A 24619-nucleotide genomic window follows, 5' to 3' on the forward strand; every position below is an offset into this window, starting at 1 on the left:
TACAACAACAATTTACCACTCTTTTAGACATAAATCAACAAGTTACATCAATTGTTACGTTTATTTAAATAAGTTATTGAATTTGCTTAATGAAGTATAACATTTCTCTTCTTACTCAATAATAAGAAGAGGGAGGGGTGCTTATGTCAAAGGAATTAAGGGAGAAAGAATTTACTCCTGAGTTGATGATGAAGTATGAAATCGCAGAGGAACTAGGTCTGCTTGAAAAAGTTAAATCTTTTGGTTGGGGAGGATTAACCGCCAAGGAAACGGGACGAATCGGTGGCTTAATAACAGTAAGAAAAAAGAAAAATCAAAATAGAGATCAAAACAAGGGAGAATAGATGGATCCATCTATTCTTGTTTTTTTGGTTAAAATGAAGGATAATGAAAGAAATATATGATGAATAGGAGTTATTTTATGTCTGAACAGTATGGTGAATTTGCTTACCTGTATGACCGATTAATGGAGGATGTCAACTATCCCCAATGGATTGATTATATTGAAGAAATTTTTAAACGAGAGAACTTGACAGAAAAAGAAGTACTTGAGCTTGCCTGTGGAACAGGAAATATCACGATGCCCCTAGCTAAAAGGGGATATCGCATAACAGCATCAGATCTGTCTCAGGATATGTTAACTGTGGCACATGAAAAATCCTTGGAGAATCACGTTGATGTGGTGTTTGTGAATCAAAATATGGCGGAGATAGAATTTCATAGGCAGTTTCCATGTATACTGTGTTTATGTGATGGCATTAACTATGTCATTGAACCTGAAGATTTAATGGATACTTATCAGGGAATTTATGAGCATCTTCAAGAGGGTGGGCTTTTTATCTTCGACATTAGCTCGTATTATAAATTGAAGTATGTTCTAGGGGAGCATACCTTTGGCGAAAATTTAGATGACCTGGTGTATTTGTGGGAGAATTCATTTGATGAAGAAGATGAAATCATCGAGATGAATTTAACATTTTTCACCCAAGGGAAAGACAAGGGTCAATGCTATGAAAAATTTGAAGAAACACATTTTCAAAAGGCCTATCAGGCAACTCATCTTGTACAAATGTTAAAAGCTGTTGGATTTAGCCAAATTTCCACCCAAGAAGCATTTACATTTGAGTCGGTGAAGGAACAAACTGAAAGGATCTTTTTTATATGTAAAAAGTAAAATAAAATATTGGGTAAATATTGATACAATTTAGATGATTTTATTGTATAAAATAACCAAACAGGGAAACAATATAGTAAGATTACCATGTAGCCTATGGTTTATTAATAAGAAAATCTTGACAGTGTATTATGCCTATGATACACTTAAGGTGAATTTAGGTACATAGTATCTGAGTCAAATATTTGTTCTATAGGAGGAATTTTTTAATGGAAAAAGGTACAGTTAAATGGTTTAACTCTGAAAAAGGGTATGGATTTATCACAAGAGAAAACGGGGACGATGTATTCGTACATTTCTCAGCGATCACAATGGATGGGTTCAAAACTTTAGAAGAAGGTCAAGCAGTTCAATTTGAAATTATTCAAGGCGACAAAGGACCTCAAGCTACAAACGTAGAAAGAGCTTAGTTTTAAAACGAGCTTAATCTTAGGAAATCATCGATTCTGAATATAATCCATTTGGATAGAAATAATATATGTAGTTTAGAACGATTGAGCCGAAGGAAGCAAGTTGGGAAACCAACTTGTTTCTTTTTTGATTGTTTACAAATGAAAAGTAAAAAATTTGTTATAATAGAGTAATAGGTGGACAAGTATTGATTTTGTGAGATTGAATCATAGAAAGTACGAAGTGGAAATCACAAATGTATTTTATGTGAGTGATAGATACGCCATGGTATGTAAAGGAGAGGAGCAAAAAAATGAGCAGTAGAATCATTAGAGCCACTGCAGCAAACAGTAGTATTAGAGCCTTTGTGGCCAACACAACAAACTTAGTTGAGAAAGCAAGAGGATTTCATCAGACAAGCCCTGTTGCCAGCGCAGCCCTTGGACGAACATTGACAGCCACTTCAATGATGGGAGTCATGTTGAAGGGAGAAAAACAAAAAATTACAACAAAAATTAATGGCGGTGGGCCATTGGGCGTTATTTTAGTTGTTGGAGATTCTGAGGGAAATGTAAAGGGGTATGTGGGGAATCCACAGGTTGAAAGCACAAATATTCGTCCGGGAAAACTGGATGTAGGCGCAGCTGTAGGGAGTGATGGTGAGATTACCGTTATCAAGGACCTGGGAATGAAAAAACCTTATGTTGGCACAGCGCCACTGGTGTCAGGAGAAATCGGAGAGGATTTTGCTACCTATTTTTTAAATTCAGAGCAACAACCATCAGCTGTATCATTAGGTGTATTGATAGATATAGATTATCGTATCAAAGCTTCGGGAGGCTTTATCATACAAGTATTACCTAATGTACAAGAAGCGGTGTTGGCAAAGCTGGAGTCTCGTATTGGTCAACTGGAATCGATTACAGTAATGATGGAGCAGGGAATGAATGAAGTGGATATTTTAAATCATGTATTAGAGGGAATGGATCCTAAAATTGTTGAAACATATGAAGTGGATTTTGAATGTGATTGTAATGTAGCGAGATTCGAAAAAGGCTTGATTAGTATTGGAAGACAAGAGATTAGGGAAATGATTGAGGAAGACGAAAATACAGAATTGGTTTGTCATTTCTGTAATAAAAAATATCATTTTAATAAAGAACAACTACAGGGACTCTTAGATGAAATGTAAGGATAGAAACTAAAAAAGTTAACGATGGCAGGAGAGTCATCATACTGAAATGACTTGACAAAAGTGATAAAAGTAGGTATAATCAAACTTGTGATTGTTGTGGGCACATAGCTCAGCTGGGAGAGCACCTGCCTTACAAGCAGGGGGTCACAGGTTCGAGCCCTGTTGCGCCCACCAGCCCAGATAGCTCAGTCGGTAGAGCAGGGGACTGAAAATCCCCGTGTCGGTGGTTCGATTCCGCCTCTGGGCACCATTTACATTAAAACATTAAGGCGGCATAGCCAAGTGGTAAGGCAGAGGTCTGCAAAACCTCTATTCCCCAGTTCAAATCTGGGTGCCGCCTCCATTAATTAATTAGCTGAGAATAACATATGAGCTACAATCCAGATGAATCTAATAGATTCATCTTTTTTAATTGCCAAAACATATCTATTAGACGTAGATTGGATCTAATTGAGAAAATTTTTTTAGGGTATATAATGAATAGCAATAGAGAATTGGGTTTATTTCAATTTAATGCTACTGGGCTCATAGAATATGATTATAGATAAAACATATACTACTAGTACAGCAGAAAGGAGTGATATCTATATGAATTTGCTGGCAATTTCAATGAGAGGAAGCGTCGAAAAATTACAATCAAACCTGTCGAAGCAAATTGAATCCTTCAAGGGAGAAGGAATTTTAATTAATGAAAAAGTGACCGAAGAAGGTCATCACCATATAATCCAATACAATGTTAATATTCAGAGCATTAAAAACTATCCGATTAGTGATTTTATTAATATATTTAAATATTGCACAGCTAACGCAATCAGCGAGTATATTTTAGGTTATGAAGAACCGCGGTTTATTGGTCGAATTATCTCTGAAGATTATGCTTACTTTGAAATCAAAGAGAAGCTAGAGCTACAGAAAAAAGCCTTTGACTTACTAGATGATGAAAGTAATACCTTATTATTATCAGAAGGTGAGTTTCGTAATCGGAAAACATTTATCTTGGAAAAAATTGTAGATTACTTTAATAACAATACGCAAATTGACTTAATGGGTTTTGTCACATTCAGATTGAAGGATTACTTGATGGAGCTAAATGAAGTGGTTGAAAGAGCTGCTGAAGACTTATTGGTTAATAAAGAATATAGTGAATTTATTAAGCTCTTGAAATATTTTGTAGATATTCAGGAGCCTAAGGTGGATTTAGTCCATGTGGTGCTGAATCGAGAAAATAGCTATGAGTTATATGATAAAAATAATAATGTGATTGAAAATGAATACTTAAAGGATGTGGCCACAGAAATTAAGGATCGAAACATTAATTATGAGGATATTCTCATTAGTTCATTGATCACAATTGCCCCAAGTGAAATTTTCATCCATCAGGTGTCCAATACAAAAAATCATGAGATGATTAAAACCATAGGTGGGATATTTATTGACAAGGTGAAAACGTGTGAGGGATGTGAGTGGTGCACCTTAAAGCTAGAGGTGAAAAAGGAATAAAAATTCGTCTTACGCTATCGCGACGACTCATGGCGCACTTAAATTTAAAACGAGCGTTGTTTTAAATTTCAAGTGCTTAAGAATTCGTCTGATGCTGTCGCATCGACTCATAGCGCACTTAAATTTAAAACGGGCGTTATTTTAAATTTCAAGTGCTTAAAAAACAAAGCCCTGGATTGAAAATCCAGGCTTTTATAGTATCGGGGACTATTCTATGTCGATCTTAGAAAGCAAATGATAGGAATACTGGAAAACTGGTGTTTTGACAAAAACAGTGATATAATTTTCAAAGATGTCTAACAAGCAACAAAAGATGAGGTGGAGAAATGGTTTTTTTGACTTTGGCTATTTTAGCTGGTATAGGAGCACTGATTGGATGGGTAACAAATCTATTGGCCGTTAAACTCTTATTTAGACCCTTCGAACCTGTGAGGATTCCTATCATTAATGTCAGTATTCAAGGGCTGATTCCTAAACGGAGGAGTGAAATTGCCAGAAGTATAGGAAAAACCGTCGAAGAGGAACTTTTATCAGTTGATGAAATACTCTATCGATTGATGGAAACCCAAGATAAAAAAGAGATATTACAGATATTGAAGATAAAAATACAGGCAATTGTGGAGGAACGACTTCCTTCCCTAATTCCTTCTGCTTTTAGAGGTATGATTGGGAAATATATCGAAGATGTAATTGAGCGAGAAGGGGAAACGATGTTAGCGGAAGTGATGGCAAGTGTGGTAAAAAAGGCAACGGAAAACATTAATATTGGTCAAATGGTTGAAGAAAAGGTGAATGACTTTGAATTAGAAGGACTAGAATCTATGGTATTAACCATTGCACAAAAAGAATTAAAACATATTGAGATATTAGGTGGCGTACTGGGATTTATGATTGGCTTATTTCAAGGAATAATTATTTTATTATTGTAAAAAATAATGTAGAATTACTTGACAAAAGAATGCAAAATCAATATAATTATGTAAATATACAATTTCATACAATGAAATTATATTGAGGCTTTTTGTAGAGGCTCATTGAATTTTAAAAACATAATAACTGATTTAAACGAAAAGGCGTTGAAGAGGAAAAGTAAGTTAAACCCAGTATTTAGAGAGGGCATGCCGTGGCTGAAAGCATATCCATATATGGATAACTGAAAACTACCTTGGAGCTGTTTCTTAGTAACCTTAGGTGAAAGGAAAAACGGTGACTCGTTATCGTCATTTGAGATGGATTACATATCAAATTAGGTGGAACCGCGGGAACTCAACCTCTCGTCCTATATACTTTTATAGGATGATGGGTTTTTTTTGTATCAATTTTTAAGGATGAATGTTGTCGATACTGAATATATGAAGGAGGAAAAAATATGGAAATGGTAAAAGTTGCATTAAAAGATGGTTCGGTACGAGAAGTAGAAAAAGGGACAAGTATTTTAGATGTTGCAAAGGAAATTAGCCAGGGATTAGCTAGAGTTGCAATAGGAGCAGAGCTGGATGGGAAAAAAATTGACTTATTCGCCCCAATAGAGGGGGATTGTCAGCTGAGTATCCTTAGATTTGAAGATGAAGGTGGAGAAGAGTTTTTAAGACACACCAGTGCCCATCTTCTTGCTCAAGCAGTATTGAGACTTTTCCCAAATACAAAATTAGCAATTGGTCCAGCCATTGATAATGGATTTTATTATGATTTTGATACAGAGCATAGATTTATACCAGAGGACTTAGAGAAAATCGAAGCAGAAATGCAAAAAATTGTTAAAGAAGATTTACATGTAGAGCGCTTTGAATTATCAAGAGATAAGGCAATCGAGCTTGTAAAGGAGCAAGGAGAAGACTACAAGTTAGAATTAATCCAAGATTTGCCTGAAGATGCGGTGATTTCATTTTACAAGCAAGGGGAATTTACAGACCTTTGTGCTGGACCCCATGTCTTGTCCACAGGTAAAATCAAAGCATTTAAACTACTCTCCATTGCTGGAGCCTATTGGCGTGGAGATGAAAAAAACAAAATGCTCCAAAGAATCTACGGGACATCCTTTACGAAGAAGGCGGATCTAGAGGCGCATTTAGAAAGATTAGAAGAAGCTAAAAAACGTGACCATCGAAAAATCGGTAAAGAATTAGACCTATTTAGTTTAAATGAAGAAGGACCTGGATTCCCATTTTTCCATCCAAATGGAATGATCGTCCGAAATGAGTTGGAAAACTTCTGGAGAAGAGAGCATACCAAGCGTGGGTATGAAGAAATCAAAACACCGATTATTTTGAATGAGCAGCTCTGGAAACAATCTGGACATTGGGATCATTATCAAGAAAACATGTATTTTACAAATATTGATGATGCAAATTATGCAGTGAAGCCCATGAATTGCCCAGGATCAATTTTAATGTATAAACGAAAAATGCATAGTTATCGAGATCTACCAATTAGAATGGGAGAGCTTGGTCTAGTCCATCGACATGAGCTATCTGGTGCATTGCACGGATTAATGCGTGTGAGATGCTTTACCCAAGACGATGCCCATATCTTTATGCTACCTGAGCAGATCAAAGATGAAATCCTTGGCGTTATGAATTTCGTAGATTATTTCTATAAGGTCTTCGGGTTTAAGTACCATATTGAATTATCAACAAGACCAAAGGACTCAATGGGAACCGACGAAGAGTGGGATTTAGCAATTAATTCTCTAAGAGAAGCGCTAGAGGAGAATAATGTAAAGTATAAACTCAATGAAGGAGACGGCGCCTTCTATGGTCCCAAAATTGACTTTCATTTAGAGGATGCCATTGGACGAACATGGCAGTGTGGAACAATACAATTGGACTTCCAGATGCCTCAGCGTTTTGACATCAATTATGTGGGAGCAGATGGAGAGAAACATAGACCGATTATGATTCACCGTGTTATTTTCGGAAGTATCGAAAGATTTATTGGTATTTTAATTGAGCATTATGCAGGTAAATTCCCCGCATGGCTGGCCCCGGTTCAAGCAAAGATTTTACCGATTACAGATAATCATTTAGAATATGCCAGAAAACTACAGCAGCAAATGCTTGAAAAGGATATTCGTGTAGTGATAGATGAGCGCAGTGAAAAAATTGGTTTCAAAATTAGAGAAGCCCGTTTGGAAAGAGTACCTTATATGCTTGTTATTGGAGATAAAGAAGTAGAATCAGAAACAGTCGCTGTCAGGGCAAGAGAAGAGGGCGAATTAGGTGCCGTTGATGCTTCAAAATTTATTGGAGATCTTGTAAAAGAAATTGCTGATAAGGCGTAAATAAAATAAAGTTGTTGCAAAAAAATAAAAAGCACTGGCAGTAGCCAGTGCTTTTTATTATACTGCTTCTAATTCTTCCTTGGTTTTAACTGGGGCTTGCTTGAAGTCTCCTAAGAGTTCCTCCAGCTCATCGCCATTTAATGTTTCTCGATCTAGCAATGCTTTGGCGATGTCATTTAATTGTTTTTCATAGGTTTTCAGTTGATGAATGGTTTTCTCAAAGCAACCTTTAACAATATGGTTCATCTCTTTATTTAAGTCATTACTCATGGCATGAATCATATTGGCTTCATTATAAACATAGCCTAAATCACTCATACCATAGTCACATACCATTTGCATCCCTAACTCAGTGGCTTTTTTTAAGTCATCCTTAGCACCTGTAGACAAATGATTGAAAATCAATTGTTCTGCAGCCCTGCCACCAAGCATCACCATGATTTTATGATAAAGCTCTTGCTGTGTATAGATATAGCGATCATCTTCAGGCATTTGGAGTACATAGCCCAGGGCCTGTCCCCGTGGAATAATAGATACTTTTTGTACCATGTCTGTTCCTAAAATTTTACCCACTAAGGCGTGTCCAGCCTCATGGAAGGCAACGATTTCCTTTTCTTTTTGAAGCACGGTGGGATTTCTGACTTGAAGTCCTGCGATCACTCGCTCGATGGCTTGATCAAAATGGTCTAAACTGATGACTTCAGCATCTTCCCGAACGGCGATAATGGCAGCTTCGTTAGAGATATTTGCTAAGTGGGCACCACTCATGCCATGGGTTTTTCGAGCTAAATTTTTGATTTCAATTTTGGGACAGAGGGGCTTGTTTTTCGTATGAACCTTTAGGATTTCTTCTCTGGCCCGTACATTTGGATTGCTAATATACATGTGACGGTCAAAGCGACCGGGACGTAGAAGCGCTTCATCTAATAGATCCATTCGGTTGGTGGCTGCGATGACCACCACTGTTTGGTCGGTATTGAAGCCATCTAACTCTACAAGAAGTTGATTGAGGGTTTGGTCCTTTTCATTATTACTATCTAAATGTCTTTTGGCACCAATGGCATCAACCTCATCAATGAAAATCACGCTAGGCGCTTCTTTTTTCGCCTTTTCAAATAGTGTACGGATACGTTTAGCGCCTACACCTACATACTTTTCCACAAACTCTGAACCACTTGCTGAAAAAAAGGTTGATTTTGTTTCCCCAGCCACTGCAGAAGCAAGTAATGTCTTGCCGGTTCCAGGGGGGCCATGGAAAAGAATTCCCTTGGGTATCTTGGCTCCCATTTTCTTATATTTTTCTGATTGATTAATGAAGTCAATGACCTCTGCTAGTTCTTCCTTTACCTCGTCTAATCCTGCTACATCCTCGAATGTTGTTTTAGGTTTTGTAAAGGTTTCTTTAGTGTTTGTATCTTTTTCCTTTTTCTCGGTTTTAATGGTTGCATGAGCTAACTGTGCGGGTCTATCTAATTTCATATAATATATAAAGAGAATAGAAGTGATCCCGATAATTAATAAGCGATCGCCTCCTGTAAACTGGGGACCTACACTATTATTACTCCATACAGTATAACTTGAAATGACTGTAAGGATAATAAATATAAAAAGCAGAATAATAATAATCCTTTTTTTCACCTAATCACCACCTTTGATTTCTTTTGCCTTTAGCATACCCAAAAGAGAACGCAAACATAAGATGTCATTGCAAATTAAAAAGAGGAAAAAATTTGAAGAAGAATCAAAAGAGTAAAGAAAGAATCAAAAAAGTAAAGAAAAAAACTTGACAAATAATGAACTACTTGATACTATGTATAGGTAAAAGAAAGCAGAAGACTTCCGCTTCTCACCTTACAACAACGTTCGTAGGGTTAATAGATCAATGAGTTACTATAGGTTTATTTTATATAGTGATAGAATTGAAGCGGATAGTTTAGGCTATACGCTTTTTTTAGTGTAAAAAATTACAGGAGGTGTCATGTTATTAGAGATAACCAAGAAGCCCAAATTAATGAAGAAATTAGGGACAAGGAAGTAAGACTGATTGATGCTAACGGCGATCAACTAGGTGTTGTGCCTGGTAGAGAAGCACTACAGATCGCAAGTGAAAAAAATCTAGATCTAGTGAAAATTTCACCTCAGGCTAAACCACCGGTATGTAAAATCATGGATTATGGTAAGTTCAAGTATGAATTAGCCAAGAAAGACAAAGAAGCCAAGAAGAAGCAAAAAGTGGTGACAGTTAAAGAGGTTCGATTAAGTCCAAATATTGAAGCACATGATGTTGAGGTAAAATGTAAGCGAGCTCTGAAATTTCTAGAAAGCGGAGATAAAGTCAAAGTGACTCTACGATTCAGAGGTAGAGAACTAGGTAATATCGAAGCGGGAAGAAAAGTGATTAACCAATTTAAAGATATGCTCACTGAGGTTAGTACAGTTGAGAAGTATCCAAAAATGGAAGGTCGACAAATGATAATGGTTTTAGCTCCAAAAAACGCGTAGCTTGAAGGGAGGAAATTAACATGCCAAAAATGAAAACACATAGAGGCGCAGCAAAAAGATTTAAGAAGACAAAAACAGGTCTGTTAAAGAGAATGAAAGCCTATAAGAGTCATATCTTAACTAAAAAGTCTTCAAAGAGAAAGAGAAACCTTAGAAAAGCAACAGTAGTTTCTAAAGGAGATTTCAAGAGAATTAAACAATTATTACCATAGATCGATAAACGATAGAAACGGAGGTTGTCATAATGGCTAGAGTTAAAAAGGGTGTTACAGCCCGTAAAAGACATAAAAAAGTATTAAAATTGGCTAAAGGATTTAGAGGAGCAAGAAGTAAACTCTTTAGACCAGCAAACCAATTCGTTATGAAAGCATTAAGACATGCTTATGTAGGACGAAAGTTAAGAAAAAGAGATTTTAGAAGGTTATGGATTACAAGAATTAATGCAGCAACTAGAATAAATGGATTATCTTATTCTAAATTCATTAGTGGATTAAAATTATCTGGTATCGAAATGAACAGAAAAGTGTTATCAGAAATGGCAATTCATGATAAAGAAGGCTTTGCTCAATTAGTTGAGACTGCTAAACAAAAACTAAACGCATAATCCAGGGTCCTTATTTATAAGGACTTTTTTCATATCATAGGAAAGTACTACTTTCCTATGATATGAAAAAAGGGGTTGAAAGGGGAAGTTAAATTCTCAAGGTATACAAAAGAAGTCGCCTGGTCAATAATCTCTAAATAGGTTGGACCATAGACCTTGAGTCTGCATAAAATGGGTGAAAATCAACATACATAGAATTATTATCATGATATCAGGAACATACAATAAGTGGATGTTAATGAAAGATAACCAGTAGGTGGTGTAAAAATGAAAGACAAGATTGGGCACCCAAAGATAGATCCTACCCAAGTGTTGGTAATGGGATTTGCCTCTGTTATAATGATTGGTGCATTGCTTTTAAACCTACCCATTGCAGCGCAGGATGGTCGAAGCATAGGTTTTTTAAATGCCCTATTCACTTCCACATCAGCGGTCTGTGTAACTGGATTGGTTGTTGTGGATACGGGAACATACTGGACTATTTTTGGTAAAACAATTATTTTAATACTGATTCAGATTGGTGGACTTGGGTTTATGACCATGGCAACAATGTTTGCCATACTTTTAGGAAAGAAAATTTCCCTTAAGGAAAGACTCATTATACAAGAGTCTCTTAATCAAAATACATTAACGGGGCTAGTGCGCTTTACAAAATACATTATACTGGGTACATTCGCCATTGAAGCGATTGGTGCATTTTTCTTGGCCTTTCGGTTTGTACCAGAACTAGGCTGGGCTAAGGGGATTGCTTATTCCATATTTCACTCAATATCTGCCTTTTGCAATGCTGGATTTGATATTATTGGTAACGGTGTGGGGTTAACACCCTATGTCAATGACCCCATTGTCAATGTCACCCTATGGGCCATGGTTATTTTGGGTGGTATTGGATTTTCAGTCATGGTAGATGTTGTGAATCAACGAAAATTCAAGAAATTTACACTACATACAAAAATGGTATTAATAATTACGGGAGCCTTATTAGGACTTGGATTTGTTGGATTTCTAATTTTAGAGTGGAATAACCCTGAAACACTGGGAAGTCTCAATTTTGGTGGGAAATTGATGGCGGCCTTCTTCCAATCAATGACCACAAGAACGGCGGGCTTTAATACCATTGCCTCGGACCAAATGACAAATGCATCTAAGTTTTTATCCATCCTATGGATGTATATTGGAGGCTCACCTGCATCTACAGCAGGGGGGATTAAAACGGCTACATTGGGAGTCCTTGTGTTTACTGTGATTTCAGTTGTTAAAGGTCGAGAAGAGACAGAGCTCTATGGGAGAAGAATCCCTAGGACCATTGTCAACAGAGCCTTGACCGTGGCAAGTATTGGACTGGTTCTAATTGTGTTTGTGACAATGATCCTATCCATTACAGAAACAGGATTCTCCTTTATGGACATTTTATTTGAAACGACTTCAGCCTTTGGAACAGTCGGTCTTTCTCTAGGAGTGACACCAGAATTAAGTGTAATTGGTAGAATTGTGATTATTTTTATGATGTTTGCAGGACGTGTAGGACCATTAACAATTGCCTATGCATTGGCAACACAACAGCGCAAGAACAAAGGTATGATCAGATATCCTGAGGAAAAAATAATAGTGGGCTAGAAGGGGTGAAGAAATGAAACAATATATTGTAATTGGATGTGGACGGTTTGGTAGTAGCGTTGCTAAGACCCTGTATAAAATGGGACATGATGTACTTGCCATAGATGGAAATGAAGAAATCGTACAACATATTTCAGATGAGGTTACCCATGCTGTTCAGGCAGATGCCACAGATGAACATGCTTTACGTACTTTGGGAATTAGAAACTTTGATGTGGCTGTCATCACCATCGGCTCTAACATACAAGCCTCCATCATGGCGACATTAATTGTCAAAGACCTAGGGGTCAAATATGTTGTAGCTAAGGCACAAAACGACATGCATGCCAAGGTATTGTACAAAATAGGAGCTGACCGTGTTGTGTTCCCTGAACGTGATATGGGAACTCGTGTAGCCCACAATCTTGTTTCTACTAATATACTGGATTATATTGAATTGGCGCCGGACTATAGTATTATGGAGATTAGCGCACTGGAAGCTTGGAGTGGTAAAACACTTTTAGAGATTAATGTGAGAGCAAAATATGGAGTCAACATCATGGCCATTAAACAAGGAGATCTTATCAATGTGTCGCCTAATGCAAAGGATCGCATTAGCCGAGGAGATGTACTTGTGGTAATCGGTCATAATAATGATCTAAAGAAGATTCAAGAGTAAGGTAGGTGAATATTATGATGGAGCAGCAAATCATTACCAGTGATAAAAATGCAGTGTTGAAGCATATAAAAGGACTCAGTCTCAGGAAGAATCGAATAAAACATCAACAGTTCACCATTGAAGGATTACGAATTGTTGAAGAATGTTTTTTGCATGGGGGACCCATTGACCATATTCTATATTGTGACCATATTCATCAGGTTCAAGGAGGTCCACATCTACTAGAAAAACTTAAAGAAAAATATCCATGCCATCAAACAATGGACTCACTTTTTTTAAAAATAGCAGATACAGAAACCCCTCAAGGAATCATTGCAGTGGTTGAAATGAAAAACCATCAATTAGAGAGCTTAGATCTAGAGAAAAAAGAGAATCCATTTATTGTGGTTTTAGATGAGATTCAAGATCCAGGTAACCTAGGAACAATCATTCGAACAGCAGAAGGCGCAAAAACAGATGCTATTATCCTAACTAAGGGATGTGTGGATCCATATAATAGTAAGAGTATTCGAGCTACCATGGGAGCCATATTTCATTTGCCTATTATACAAAGTAATAATAATGAAGAGTGGATTTATTATTTGAAAGCAAATGCTGTGAAGCTTGTTGCCAGTACATTAGAAACAGATAAGAATCATTTTCAGCTGGATTATAATAATCCAATTGCGATGATTATTGGTAATGAGGCGAGAGGCATTCACCCAGATATTCTTGCCCAAGTAGATGAACGGGTAAAGATACCTATATTAGGAAAAATCGAGTCATTAAATGCCTCGGTAGCAGCTGGAATACTGATATACCAAGGAATACAGGGAAGATTTCTAAAAGATTAGAATTTTTAAAAAATTTAATAACTCCTTCAGAAATCCCATTGTTTTACAAGAAAACCTATGCTATAATAGGGCTATAATGGGTTAAAGAAAGGAGTGTGGTCCCATGAAGACCGCAGAACTTTTTTGGAAAATTTTCGAAATGACGGGCTCGGTGACGGCCTATCTGATGTATAAAGAGTTAGTGATGAATTAGATGAAAAAGCGAAGAAAGAGAAAAGTATGCTATAGACTGTTTTAAAGAGAGCAAGTGCCTAAGGCTGAGAGTACTTGTAGATAAGTGTAGCAGAAGTTCCCTCTGGAGCTGTAGGCTGAAAAAAAGCAGTAAGTCTTACCGAGTGGGCTCGTTAGCGCCTTTAAGTGATAGGCTTACTTTAGGTGCCTATTATGAGGGTGGTACCGCGGAGCAAGCCTTCGTCCCTTTTGGGATGAGGGTTTTTTTGTATTTTTAAGCACTTGAAATTTTCAACAAAGAGGAGTTGAAAATTGAGTGCGCCATGAGTCGATGCGATAGCATCAGACGAATTTTAAGCACTTGAAATTTCAGTTATCTACTTAATTTGACGAGAGGAGTTTAGACATGGAAGCAAAACTAAAGCAATTAGAAGAAAAGGCAAAACAAGATATCCAAGCATCAACATCTACAGATTCTCTAGAAAAAGTAAGGGTAAAATACTTAGGTAAAAAAGGAGAACTGACAGAGGTTTTAAGAGGAATGGGTAGCTTGAGCAAAGAGGAACGTCCTTTAGTTGGGAAGATTGCCAATCTTGTTAGAGAGCAGATTGAAGAAGCACTAGAGCTGGCAAAGGGAGCCGTAAAAGATAAAGAATTAGAGTCTAAGCTAAAAATGGAATCTTTAGATGTCACCATGCCAGGAAAAACAAGAGAAATTGGAAAAAGACATCCATTGATCCAGGCTATGGATGAACTGAAGAGCATTTTCATTGGTATGGGATTTAAAGTAGCTGAGGGACCGGAAGTGGAAACGGTACATTATAACTTTGATGCCCTAAATGCAGCACCAAATCATCCATCAAGGGATATGAGTGATACATTCTACATTAATGACCATATAATTTTAAGAACACAGACTTCTCCTGTTCAAGTTAGAACCATGGAACTGCAGAAGCCACCCATTCGAATCATTTCTCCAGGTCGGTGCTTTCGAAATGATACACCTGATGCAACCCATACACCGATGTTTCATCAGTTAGAGGGATTAGTAGTAGACAAAGGAATTACATTAGGAGACCTAAAGGGAACCCTAGAAGTCTTTATCAAACAGTTTTTTGGAAACGATACGAAAGTGAAGTTTAGACCACATCATTTCCCATTCACAGAGCCTAGCGCCGAAGTTGATGTGACATGCTTCAAATGTGCTGGTCATGGATGTAGCATGTGTAAAGGCGAGGGGTGGATCGAATTATTAGGTGCAGGAATGGTCCATCCAAATGTATTAAGAAATTGTGGGATTGATCCAGAGATATACAGTGGATTTGCCTTTGGAATGGGAATTGATCGATTGACGATGGCAAAATATGAAATTGATGATATTCGTCTATTATTTGAGAATGATATGCGTTTTATCAATCAATTTTAATCAGATGTCAGGAGGGTATAAAAATGAATGTTTCAATTAATTGGCTAAAAGAGTATGTGAAAATAGATGAATCAATTAAAGTCTTTGCTGATCAAATGACGATGTCAGGATCAAAGGTAGAGATGGTGGAAGAGGTTGCAAAGGATATGAAGGGGATTGTTGTGGGACATATTGAAAAGATCCTACCCCATCCAAATGCCGACAAACTTGTGATTGTAAAGGTCAATATTGGAGACGAAATGCTGCAAATTGTCACAGGTGCCACCAATATTAACGAAGGAGACTATGTTCCTGTGGCCGTGCATGGAGCCCAGTTGGCAGGAGATCTGAAGATTAAAAAAGGAAAGCTTCGTGGAGAGGTTTCCGAGGGGATGCTATGTTCTCTTGATGAGCTTGGCTTTGGGAAGTCTGTTATCCCTGAAGAGGTGAAGGACGGCATTTGGATTTTAGACCAGGCCTATCCACTAGGATCAGATGCATTGGAAGTACTAAGCTTAACAGATCAGGTTGCAGAATTTGAAATCACTTCCAATCGTCCAGACTGCTTGAGCATGATGGGAATGGCAAGGGAAGCCGCTGCCACATTTAGAAAAGAATTAAACTATCCAAATATCAACTTGACAGAAACAAAAGAAAAAAGCGGGGATTATGTTCAAGTGAAGATTGAAAATAACGAAAAATGTCCACGATATTTGGCAAGGGTGATCAAAAATGTTAAGATAGGGCCTTCACCAATTTGGTTACAATTAAAGTTAATGAAGTCTGGGGTCAGACCCATTAATAATATTGTGGATGTCACCAATTATGTGATGCTTGAATATGGGCAACCACTACATGCATTTGACATAGATGCCGTAGCTGGAGATGAAATCATCATTCGAAATGCCACTTCAGGGGAGGAAATGAAAACATTAGACGGTGTTCAAAGAAAACTAAATGAATCCATGCTGATGATCACTGATAAAGAAAAGCTCTTAGCCATTGCCGGTGTCATGGGTGGAGAAGAATCAGAGATCACCCCTAAAACCACAACGGTATTACTGGAGTCTGCAAATTTCGAGGCCGATGGGATCCGAAAGACTTCTAAGACTTTAGGATTAAGAACTGAAGCATCCTCTAAATATGAAAAAGGACTGGATCCTAATCTAGTTCAAATAGCAGCAGAGCGGGCTTGTCAATTGATTGCAGAGCTTGGTGCAGGAGAAATATTAATGGGTGCTGTAGATGTTTATATCACGCCCAAGGGCAACCGTCAGCTGAATGTTTCCGTAGAGAAAATTAATGGACTATTAGGAACCCAGGTGAGCCCTGAAGAGATGATAGCGCTATTAAAGCCTTTGGAAATAAAGGCTGAAAATATGAATGGACGTCTTGAATTGACAATTCCAACATTTAGAGATGATTTAGTTGAAGAGGCAGACATCGCTGAAGAAATCGCTCGAATGTATGGATATGATAAAATTATATCTACCATGGCAAAGGGAAACATTGTGGCTGGGGGCAAAACCAATGGACAAAAAATTGAGGATTTTACAAAAGACATATTAAATGCCATGGGCTTTAATGAGATTCTGACTTTCTCATTTGTGAGTCCAAAGAGTGTGGATAAAATCGAACTCAGGGAAGATAGTCTTAAGCGACGTTTTGTGAAACTGCTCAATCCATTAGGAGATGAAACCAGTGTCATGAGAACCACATTGCTTCCCAACATGTTAGAGGTCTTATCTAGAAATATCAATCGTAATGTAAAGTTTGTCCGGGCCTTTGAAATGGGGAACATCTTTTTACCAAAGGATGAAGCCTTAGAAATCTTGCCTTCGGAGATACCTAACTTAGTGATGGGGATGTATGGAGAAGAAGACTTCTTTACTTTAAAGGGAGCCATTGAAGCATTACTTGAGCAACTTGGTATAGAGGACATTCAAGTAGAAGTGGAAAATTATCATCCAACCTTCCACCCAGGAAGATGTGCCAGCATCCTAGTGGGTCAGCATACAATTGGTACCTTCGGTGAGATTCATCCTAAGGTATTAGAAAACTATGACATAGATGAACGATGCTATTGTGCAGAGATAGACTTTAGCGTGCTATTAGAATTAAGTCGTATGGAACGTTTATATGAGCCATTACCGAAATATCCTGCCATTACCAGGGATTTTGCTGTGGTGCTTAAAAATGACATCACAGTGAAACAAATAGAGGGTATTATTAAAGATAATGGTGGCAATATTCTAGAAAGCTTTACGTTATTTGATATTTATCAAGGAAGTCAAATTCCCGAAGGACATAAAAGTGTTGCCTATTCCATTACCTACCGAGATAAAGAACGGACCTTGACCGATGATGATGTGAATATCCTACACGATCAAATCCTAACCCAGATCCGTGAAAAACTAGAAGGAATCTTAAGAGACTAAAAAATATCCATTTATACACATATTTAAAAAAGAAGGAAAATTACTTTTTATACAGAACTATATAGTAGTAAGCGGAATACGCCATTTAAAGGGGCTGATTATATTTATGGAAAAAAAGAATAAGGTAGTTGTTAAGATAAAGGGACAGGAATATCCAATTCTTGGAGAAGAGCCAAAGGAATACCTATTGCGGGTGGGTAATTTTGTAGACGAGAGAATGGAAGAAATTGCAAAGGCTAACTCAAAGTTAAGTACTTCTATGGCTGCTGTCCTAACATCCATTAATATTGCAGATCAGTTCTTAAAGCTCAAGATGGAAGTGGATACGGTAGAAAAAGAATATGTAGGTCCATTAAAGGATTTAGACAATATAAAAGGTCAACTGACATCAGCGCTAGAGCAAGTAGAGGAGCGCAAAGCCTACTGCAATGTATTAGAAGAAAAAGTAGACTCCTTGACCCAAAGTCATAAATCATATGATGAAGAGAATAAATCTATGAAAGAAAAACTCACCCAAAAAGAGACGGATTTGGCTAAAACCCAGGAGATTATCAATGGTCTCCAAAATAAATTATTTGAAAACCAGATTAAATTGGTACAAGCCCGCAAAGAGTTGGATGAAGTGATCCAAAAAGGTGACTACCAAAAAACAAAAGATAACAAGAGGGAAAGCTGAATATTAAATCAGCAAACATGTACCTTTGAAAATATCATAAGTAAGAAAAGAAGAGTAGTGATATAATAATATGACTACTCTTTCTATTGAGTAAAATCATTAAATTTTGATTAGGAGTTGTTGAGAAGTGAGAAGAGAAATTGAACTACTGGCTCCGGCAGGTAGTTTTGAAGCATTACGAGCAGCAGTTCAAAATGGCGCCAATGCCATCTATTTAGGTGGTGCAGAGTTCAGTGCAAGGGCCTATGCCTCAAACTTTGACCGAGAGCAATTAGAGGAAGCTGTTGATTATGCTCATATGAGAGGTGTTAAAATTTATGTGACGGTGAACACCTTAATCAAAGATAGAGAAATGGAAGGCCTACTAGGGTATATTACCTTCTTATATCAGATCGATGTTGATGCAATTATTGTACAAGATCTTGGCCTGGTTAAAATTCTCAGAGAAACACTGCCAGAATTTGAAGTCCATTGTAGTACACAAATGACTCTACATAATAGTGAAGGCGTGAAATTGCTTAAGAACATGGGTATGAGTCGTGTTGTCTTAGCTAGGGAGCTCTCCTTAGAAGAAATTAAGACAATTTATCAAACAACAGAAATGGAGCTAGAGGTGTTTGTACATGGGGCTCTATGTGTCAGCTATTCAGGGCAATGTTTAATGAGTAGCTTGATCGGAGGTCGTAGTGGTAATCGTGGACGTTGTGCTCAGCCATGCCGCAGAATGTATGAATTATATGATTTGGAAAAGGGAGAACCTGTCCAACCCATAGACTCCCAAGCATTTCATATGAGCATGCGGGATCTAAATACATTTGATCATATTCATCAATTGATTGATAGTGGTGTCACCTCCTTTAAAATAGAAGGAAGAATGAAAAAGCCTCAATATGTGGCTTCAATTGTAGGATCCTATCGACAAGCCATAGATCATTATTTAGAGCACAATCAAGCTTTTAAGGATGAAGAATTGCAATGGGAAATGGAACAAATGTTTAATCGGAAGTTTACCAAAGGCTACCTATTTAACAGCCAAAAGACTGAAGTGATAAATATCCAGAAGCCTAATAATAGAGGCGTTTCATTGGGAGAAGTAATGGATTATCATACAAAGACAAAAAAAATGAAAATAAAATTATTAAGAGATATAGAACCTGGAGATGGAATCGAAGTATGGGGACAAAAGAAAGAAGAAATCGGCGGTTCTGTTAAAATTCAGGGAAGTAAGGGACAAGTTGTGGAAATTGAGATGAGAGGTAATATCCAGCCAGGAGATGAAGTTTACAAAACCCTAGACATCAGCTTAAATAAAGAGCTTGAAAAAACCTATCATCGACAAGTTGAAAACAGGAAAATTAATATTAGAGCAGAAATTAAAGTTGAACTAGGGAATCCATGTGAATTATCATTGTGGGATGACAGGGGAAATACAGCCTTTGTAAAAAGTGACTTTATTGTAGAGGCTGCTCAAAAGGTCGCTGTAGATAAAGAGAAGATCGTCAAAAATGTAAGCAAGCTTGGCGATACCCCCTATCATTTGGAAAATGTCCAGGTTACCTTAGACCCCAATGTATCGGTACCACTGTCTGTGATTAATGACATAAGAAGAAAAGCAATTGAAATCATAAATGCCCAAAGGAATGTAGGCTACAAAGGAAGACCGGATGTCATTCCCCATTTACCCATGCTCAATGACATCATAGAGGATAAGTATAGTCACGCCAGTAGAAGAAAGGGTCTTGTTGTAAAATGTGACTCTATTATGCACCTTAGAGAGGTAGTCACAAAGGATGTACATCGGGTTTACTACGGGGATTTTAAAACACTACAGGTTGCCATAGATCTTTGTCATGGGAAAAAAATAGAAATATACTTTAAGAGCCCTTCCATTATTAAAGATCAAGAAATGACTCATCTTGTTGAAGGTTTATCGAAGCTGAAAATTGATGGCGTGTTGGCAGGAGACCTAGGCATGCTCAATGTGAGTATTCAAAATCTTAAAATACCTACCATTGCAGATTATTCCCTAAATATCTTCAATAGCTATACAGCACAATTGATGGCAGATATGGGCGCAAAGGGAATGACACCATCATTGGAACTGACACTGAGGGAAATGAAAGGACTCAAGAGTATAAAAGGATTAGATACTGAGGCTGTATCCTATGGGAAGCTTCCCATCATGACAATGGAATATTGTCCCTTGGTTCAGGTGGAAAAGTGCGATCAACAATGTGCCCCATGTAAATATTATCAGTATGACTATCGATGGGGACTGAAGGACCATAAGGACATTATTTTTCCCTTTACTAAGGATTACTGGGGAAGAACCATTTTATTCAATGGACAAACACTTTATTTAGCCGACAAGCTCTCTGACTTTAAGGATTTGAAGGTGAAGTGGCTAAGGTTAGAATTTACTGATGAAACAAAGGAAGATGTGACTTCTACCATTACCCAATACGAAAAGGGCTTAATGGGAAAAGAGGAGCCTTTAAAGAAAAAGCAAGGCACCTTTACACGGGGACATTATTACCGTGGGGTTGAATAAATAGTAAGATAACCAAAACCTCTGATCCCTTGATCGGAGGTTTTGTATTTAAACGGAAGCATCAGAGGAATTATATGTTATGGAAAGTACATTACAAGCATAAACTCATATAAAGGGTAGAGGGCAGGTGATGACCATGGACAAAACAGATGAGTTTTACACAGCCAGGGGATATGAAATGAGTAGAAAGCAACATAGGTTGACAGCTAGTATGGAGGATTACATCGAGATGATTTATCGGCTGAGTGTGAAAAGTGGCTACACCCGAGTCAATGACTTAGCAGAAAAGCTTAATGTACAGCCTCCCTCTGTCACAAAAATGATGCAAAAACTTCATGAAAAGGGATTGCTGGACTATCAAAAGTATGGAATGATCCACTTAACATCTGAGGGTATACGGCTAGGGAAGTACTTTCTAGAAAGACATAATATTGTAAAAGAGTTTTTGGCAATATTAGGGGCTAATGATAATTTACAAAAGGATGTGGAAGGAATAGAGCATTTTCTAAGCTGGAGTAATTATCAAATTTTAGCAGCCTTTCTTCAGTATCTAAAAGAGAATCAGGATTTTATTGAAAACTTTGCTCAATACAGAAATCGGTGGCTAGCAGAGGAAGTTAAAAAAGAGTTGCATACACAAAACAAATATTTTGAAAAATAGTGGATGAATTAATAGAATTTGATACATAGAGAGCTTCTTAGGAGGCTCTCTTTTTTTTGGTACAGGCACAAAAAAGATGTATTTCAATATAGTACTATTAGATGCCAGGTTAGCCGCAGGCAACTTTATTATAGATTGCTATACATGTGTTAAATGACTATCATGTGAAGCATTTACTTGGTGATGATTCAATTAAATATAAAGGAGGTAATTAAATGGAAAAGGATTATGTAGTTCAAGTTGATAACCTAACCGTGTCCTATTATGGAAATACAGCGCTCCAAAATATATCATTTGCAGTTGAACCTAGTCAGCTAGTTGGGATTATAGGACCCAATGGTGCAGGAAAATCAACACTGATTAAAGCCATTTTAGGGCTCATGCATATAGAGAAAGGAAATGTGAAAGTGTTTAATCAGATAATCCAAAAGGTAAATAAACGAATTGCATATGTTCCCCAGCACAATGACATTGACTTGGATTTTCCTGTTTTGGTAGAAGAGGTTGTGATGATGGGAAGATATCCTCATCTCTCCTGGTGGCAGTGGCCCAGTAAGTCTGATAAACAGAGTGTAGAAAAAGCCCTAGCAGAGCTGGGGGTAGAAGATTTGAAAAAAAGACAAATTGGAGAACTGTCAGGAGGACAAAGACAGCGGGTGTTTTTAGCTAGAGCATTGGTCCAAGATGCAGAACTATTCTTTTTAGATGAACCTTTTTCAGGAATTGATGTCATTTCAGAAAATATTATCATTAAACAATTAAGAAATTTAAAAAAGCAAGGGAAAACTATCTTTGTGGTACATCATGATTTAAGCAAAGCAGAAGCCTATTTTGATCAACTAATTTTATTAAATAAAAATCTTGTAAAATATGGGGACAGTAAGGATGTATTCAAAATGGGGCTACTTCATAAGGCTTACAATGGGAGTATTGCTATGGGCAGGAATGAAGATCAATTAATGGTGGTGAGTCAATGATGGAAAACATTCGTTTCTTTATGGAAGCTTTGCAATCCTATCAATATCTACAAAATGCAATGATTGCAGGAGTCTTGGTGGGAGTCATATGTGGGATGATGGGGTGCTTTATCATTCTAAGGGGAATGGCACTAATGGGTGATGCTATATCCCATGCAGTACTTCCTGGAGTCGTCATTGCATATTTGCTAGGTTTTAGTTTTTTTATTGGGGCGGTCATAACAGGTGCCATGACTGCCATAGGAATAGGATACATTACACAGCATAGTAAAATTAAGGATGATTCAGCCATTGGTATTATGTTTACCGCAGCATTTGCCCTGGGGATTGTGATGATTACAGCTCAAAAGGGAACTGATGTGCATCTGTGGCATATCCTCTTTGGCAATGTACTTGCTGTATCTAGGGTGGATCTATGGGTGATATTTACCATTGGTGTGGTGGTAATTGGAGGCCTGCTATTGTTCTATAGACAGTTCTTGCTAAGTACATTTGACCCCACAATGGCCCAGGCAATTGGATTGCCAACAAAGAAAATCCATTATCTGTTGATGCTCATGCTATCCTTAGTAACTGTGGCTGCATTAAATACAGTAGGGATTGTCTTGGTGGTAGCCATGTTAATTACACCAGGATCTACAGCTTATCTATTAACAAATCGCTTGCCTATCATGTTGGCACTTTCAGCTTTATTTGGTGTGGTATCCTCTGTGATTGGTGTTTATTGCTCTTTTATTTATGATGTTGCCACAGGTGGTTCAATTGTTTTAGTGGCATCGATACTATTTGCCATGGCATTTCTATTTGCACCTAGACAAGGAATTGTAAGGGTATGGTGGAGAGAAAAGATAAGATATGGTGCAGTACAATAAAAAATTAATTGTGCTTGTCAATCAATCATTTAAGGTGAGAACCTAATAAAAATAAAAGGAGTGTTAAAAAATGATATTGAAAAAGAAAAAATTGTACTTTGTATTAGGTATTTTATTGACATTGACATTAATACTATCAGCTTGTAGTAACACGATAGAACCAGCAATTGAAGATAACATTGATGAATCATTAGCACAGCATGAGGACATAGAAGATCCTGAAGAAGGACTACAAATCTTAACGACAATCTCAATTATAGGGGACTTAGTAGAAAATGTAATAGGAGACCGTGGGCAAGTGGAATATTTAGTACCAATAGGAGAGGAACCAGAAGAGTATGAGCCTATTCCAAGTGATTTTCAAAAAATCAGTGATACCGATGTTGTCTTTGCTAATGGATTAAACCTAGAGGGCTGGATTGAAAGAGTCATGACAAATGTCAGCGGTACAGATTTAGTTTATGTGACTGAAGGAGCTCCCACCATAACGTTAATCGATCAGGACATTGACGATCCACATTTATGGCTCAATGTAAGCTATGTTATTGATTATTACTTAGATAATATTTTAAATACCGTCATCTCTTTGGATCCCCAAGGGGAAGGAACTTATCGAGAAAATACGGAACAATACATTAAAGAGTTAAGGGAATTAGAGCTATGGATTGAAGAAAGCGTTAAAGAAATTCCAGAAGAAAACCGACTCATTGTCATTAGTGAAAACGCACTAAAATATTTTGGAGAAGCCTATGGATTTGAAACGGAGGGCATATGGGAGTTGAATTCCCACGAAGAGGGAACACCACAACAAATTTCCCGGGTAATTGATTTAGTAAGAGAGCGAAATATACCATCAATTTTCGTAGAAACCACAGTCAGTGATCGATATATGCAAATGGTTTCTAGTGAATCCAGGGTACCCATTGCAGGGAGTTTGTACACAGATGCAATCGGCGTTAAGGGGAGCCCGGGAGATACTTATATTAAAATGATGAGGCATAATGTAGAAGTACTTGTAGAAGGTTTGAGGGGACGTTAAAATTGATTTGCTGATGAAAAAAAGGTTAAGTCTATGAGTATAACATAGACTTAACCTTTTTATATAGAATCTGTCT

Annotated in this window: 23 protein-coding genes, 3 tRNA genes and 2 other annotated features; of the genes, 25 read left to right on the forward strand and 1 reads right to left on the reverse strand. The window is 37.4% G+C overall.

All coding sequences use genetic code 11. The features are described from left to right. Nucleotides 1-143 precede the first annotated feature (143 nt). From AMET_RS08020 to thrS, 10 genes are all read left to right on the forward strand, one after another. Nucleotides 144-344, forward strand: coding sequence for a small, acid-soluble spore protein, alpha/beta type (locus AMET_RS08020; protein WP_012062840.1), 201 nt, complete (start codon nt 144-146; stop codon nt 342-344). Nucleotides 345-421: 77 nt separating this feature from the next. Next, the gene (locus AMET_RS08025) at nt 422-1174 is read left to right on the forward strand and encodes a class I SAM-dependent DNA methyltransferase (protein WP_012062841.1); all 753 of its coding nucleotides are present in this window, start codon (nt 422-424) and stop codon (nt 1172-1174) included. Between the two features lie 209 nt (nt 1175-1383). Beyond that, entirely contained in the window at nt 1384-1584 is a 201-nt protein-coding gene (locus AMET_RS08030) for a cold-shock protein (RefSeq protein ID WP_012062842.1), read from the forward strand. Nucleotides 1585-1877: 293 nt separating this feature from the next. Continuing rightward, complete coding sequence (hslO, locus tag AMET_RS08035; protein ID WP_012062843.1) at nt 1878-2756, forward strand: Hsp33 family molecular chaperone HslO; 879 nt, start codon at nt 1878-1880, stop codon at nt 2754-2756. Nucleotides 2757-2857: 101 nt separating this feature from the next. Next, nucleotides 2858-2933: transfer RNA gene (locus AMET_RS08040), tRNA-Val, on the forward strand. Beyond that, nucleotides 2934-3009: transfer RNA gene (locus AMET_RS08045), tRNA-Phe, on the forward strand. 18 nt (nt 3010-3027) lie between these two features. After that, a tRNA-Cys gene (locus AMET_RS08050) sits at nt 3028-3102 on the forward strand. A 245-nt stretch (nt 3103-3347) separates the two neighbouring features. After that, nucleotides 3348-4259: a putative sporulation protein YtxC gene (gene ytxC, locus AMET_RS08055; protein WP_012062844.1), complete on the forward strand. Its 912-nt coding sequence runs from the start codon at nt 3348-3350 to the stop codon at nt 4257-4259. 326 nt (nt 4260-4585) lie between these two features. Continuing rightward, nucleotides 4586-5188, forward strand: a complete 603-nt coding sequence (locus tag AMET_RS08060; RefSeq protein WP_012062845.1) for a DUF445 domain-containing protein — start codon at nt 4586-4588, stop codon at nt 5186-5188. Nucleotides 5189-5326: 138 nt separating this feature from the next. Beyond that, nucleotides 5327-5544, forward strand: a binding site (T-box leader). Between the two features lie 90 nt (nt 5545-5634). Then, the gene (gene thrS / locus AMET_RS08065; RefSeq protein WP_041721498.1) at nt 5635-7539 is read left to right on the forward strand and encodes a threonine--tRNA ligase; all 1905 of its coding nucleotides are present in this window, start codon (nt 5635-5637) and stop codon (nt 7537-7539) included. Between the two features lie 57 nt (nt 7540-7596). On the opposite strand, the gene AMET_RS08070 is transcribed toward thrS, so the two are convergent. Further along, entirely contained in the window at nt 7597-9177 is a 1581-nt protein-coding gene (locus AMET_RS08070; RefSeq protein WP_012062847.1) for an ATP-dependent metallopeptidase FtsH/Yme1/Tma family protein, read from the reverse strand. A 345-nt stretch (nt 9178-9522) separates the two neighbouring features. On the opposite strand from AMET_RS08070, the gene infC reads away from it, so the two are divergent. The 15 genes from infC to AMET_RS08140 all read left to right on the forward strand — a co-directional run bounded on the left by infC (nt 9523) and on the right by AMET_RS08140 (nt 24543). Beyond that, complete coding sequence (gene infC, locus AMET_RS08075; RefSeq protein ID WP_083760908.1) at nt 9523-10041, forward strand: translation initiation factor IF-3; 519 nt, start codon at nt 9523-9525, stop codon at nt 10039-10041. A 20-nt stretch (nt 10042-10061) separates the two neighbouring features. Beyond that, the gene (gene rpmI / locus AMET_RS08080) at nt 10062-10253 is read left to right on the forward strand and encodes a 50S ribosomal protein L35 (protein ID WP_012062849.1); all 192 of its coding nucleotides are present in this window, start codon (nt 10062-10064) and stop codon (nt 10251-10253) included. Between the two features lie 32 nt (nt 10254-10285). After that, nucleotides 10286-10645, forward strand: coding sequence for a 50S ribosomal protein L20 (gene rplT / locus AMET_RS08085; protein ID WP_012062850.1), 360 nt, complete (start codon nt 10286-10288; stop codon nt 10643-10645). Between the two features lie 267 nt (nt 10646-10912). Further along, complete coding sequence (locus AMET_RS08090; protein ID WP_012062851.1) at nt 10913-12262, forward strand: TrkH family potassium uptake protein; 1350 nt, start codon at nt 10913-10915, stop codon at nt 12260-12262. 13 nt (nt 12263-12275) lie between these two features. After that, nucleotides 12276-12920, forward strand: a complete 645-nt coding sequence (locus AMET_RS08095; protein ID WP_012062852.1) for a potassium channel family protein — start codon at nt 12276-12278, stop codon at nt 12918-12920. A gap of 14 nt (nt 12921-12934) precedes the next feature. Continuing rightward, nucleotides 12935-13753 (forward strand): TrmH family RNA methyltransferase, encoded by an 819-nt coding sequence (locus AMET_RS08100; RefSeq protein ID WP_012062853.1) that lies wholly within the window; start codon nt 12935-12937, stop codon nt 13751-13753. A 103-nt stretch (nt 13754-13856) separates the two neighbouring features. After that, the gene (locus AMET_RS24945) at nt 13857-13946 is read left to right on the forward strand and encodes a YqzL family protein (protein ID WP_083760910.1); all 90 of its coding nucleotides are present in this window, start codon (nt 13857-13859) and stop codon (nt 13944-13946) included. A 2-nt stretch (nt 13947-13948) separates the two neighbouring features. Further along, nucleotides 13949-14175: a binding site (T-box leader), on the forward strand. Between the two features lie 155 nt (nt 14176-14330). Continuing rightward, nucleotides 14331-15350, forward strand: coding sequence for a phenylalanine--tRNA ligase subunit alpha (pheS, locus tag AMET_RS08105; protein WP_012062854.1), 1020 nt, complete (start codon nt 14331-14333; stop codon nt 15348-15350). A 23-nt stretch (nt 15351-15373) separates the two neighbouring features. After that, nucleotides 15374-17767, forward strand: a complete 2394-nt coding sequence (pheT, locus tag AMET_RS08110; RefSeq protein WP_012062855.1) for a phenylalanine--tRNA ligase subunit beta — start codon at nt 15374-15376, stop codon at nt 17765-17767. 106 nt (nt 17768-17873) lie between these two features. Continuing rightward, entirely contained in the window at nt 17874-18443 is a 570-nt protein-coding gene (locus AMET_RS24240) for a cell division protein ZapA (RefSeq protein ID WP_012062856.1), read from the forward strand. Between the two features lie 127 nt (nt 18444-18570). Then, complete coding sequence (locus tag AMET_RS08120; RefSeq protein ID WP_012062857.1) at nt 18571-20994, forward strand: DUF3656 domain-containing U32 family peptidase; 2424 nt, start codon at nt 18571-18573, stop codon at nt 20992-20994. 130 nt (nt 20995-21124) lie between these two features. Beyond that, nucleotides 21125-21655, forward strand: a complete 531-nt coding sequence (gene mntR, locus AMET_RS08125) for a transcriptional regulator MntR (RefSeq protein ID WP_012062858.1) — start codon at nt 21125-21127, stop codon at nt 21653-21655. Between the two features lie 215 nt (nt 21656-21870). Next, a complete protein-coding gene (locus AMET_RS08130; RefSeq protein WP_012062859.1) occupies nt 21871-22632 on the forward strand; it encodes a metal ABC transporter ATP-binding protein in 762 nt (253 codons plus the stop codon). Beyond that, nucleotides 22629-23504 carry a metal ABC transporter permease gene (locus AMET_RS08135; RefSeq protein WP_012062860.1) on the forward strand — a complete coding sequence of 292 codons (876 nt, stop codon included), beginning with the start codon at nt 22629-22631 and terminating at the stop codon, nt 23502-23504. The genes AMET_RS08130 and AMET_RS08135 overlap by 4 nt, the downstream gene beginning before the upstream one ends. A gap of 70 nt (nt 23505-23574) precedes the next feature. Beyond that, nucleotides 23575-24543: a metal ABC transporter solute-binding protein, Zn/Mn family gene (locus tag AMET_RS08140; protein WP_012062861.1), complete on the forward strand. Its 969-nt coding sequence runs from the start codon at nt 23575-23577 to the stop codon at nt 24541-24543. Nucleotides 24544-24619: the final 76 nt, after the last annotated feature.

The organism is Alkaliphilus metalliredigens QYMF, assembly GCF_000016985.1.
Lineage (GTDB): Bacteria > Bacillota > Clostridia > Peptostreptococcales > Natronincolaceae > Alkaliphilus_A > Alkaliphilus_A metalliredigens.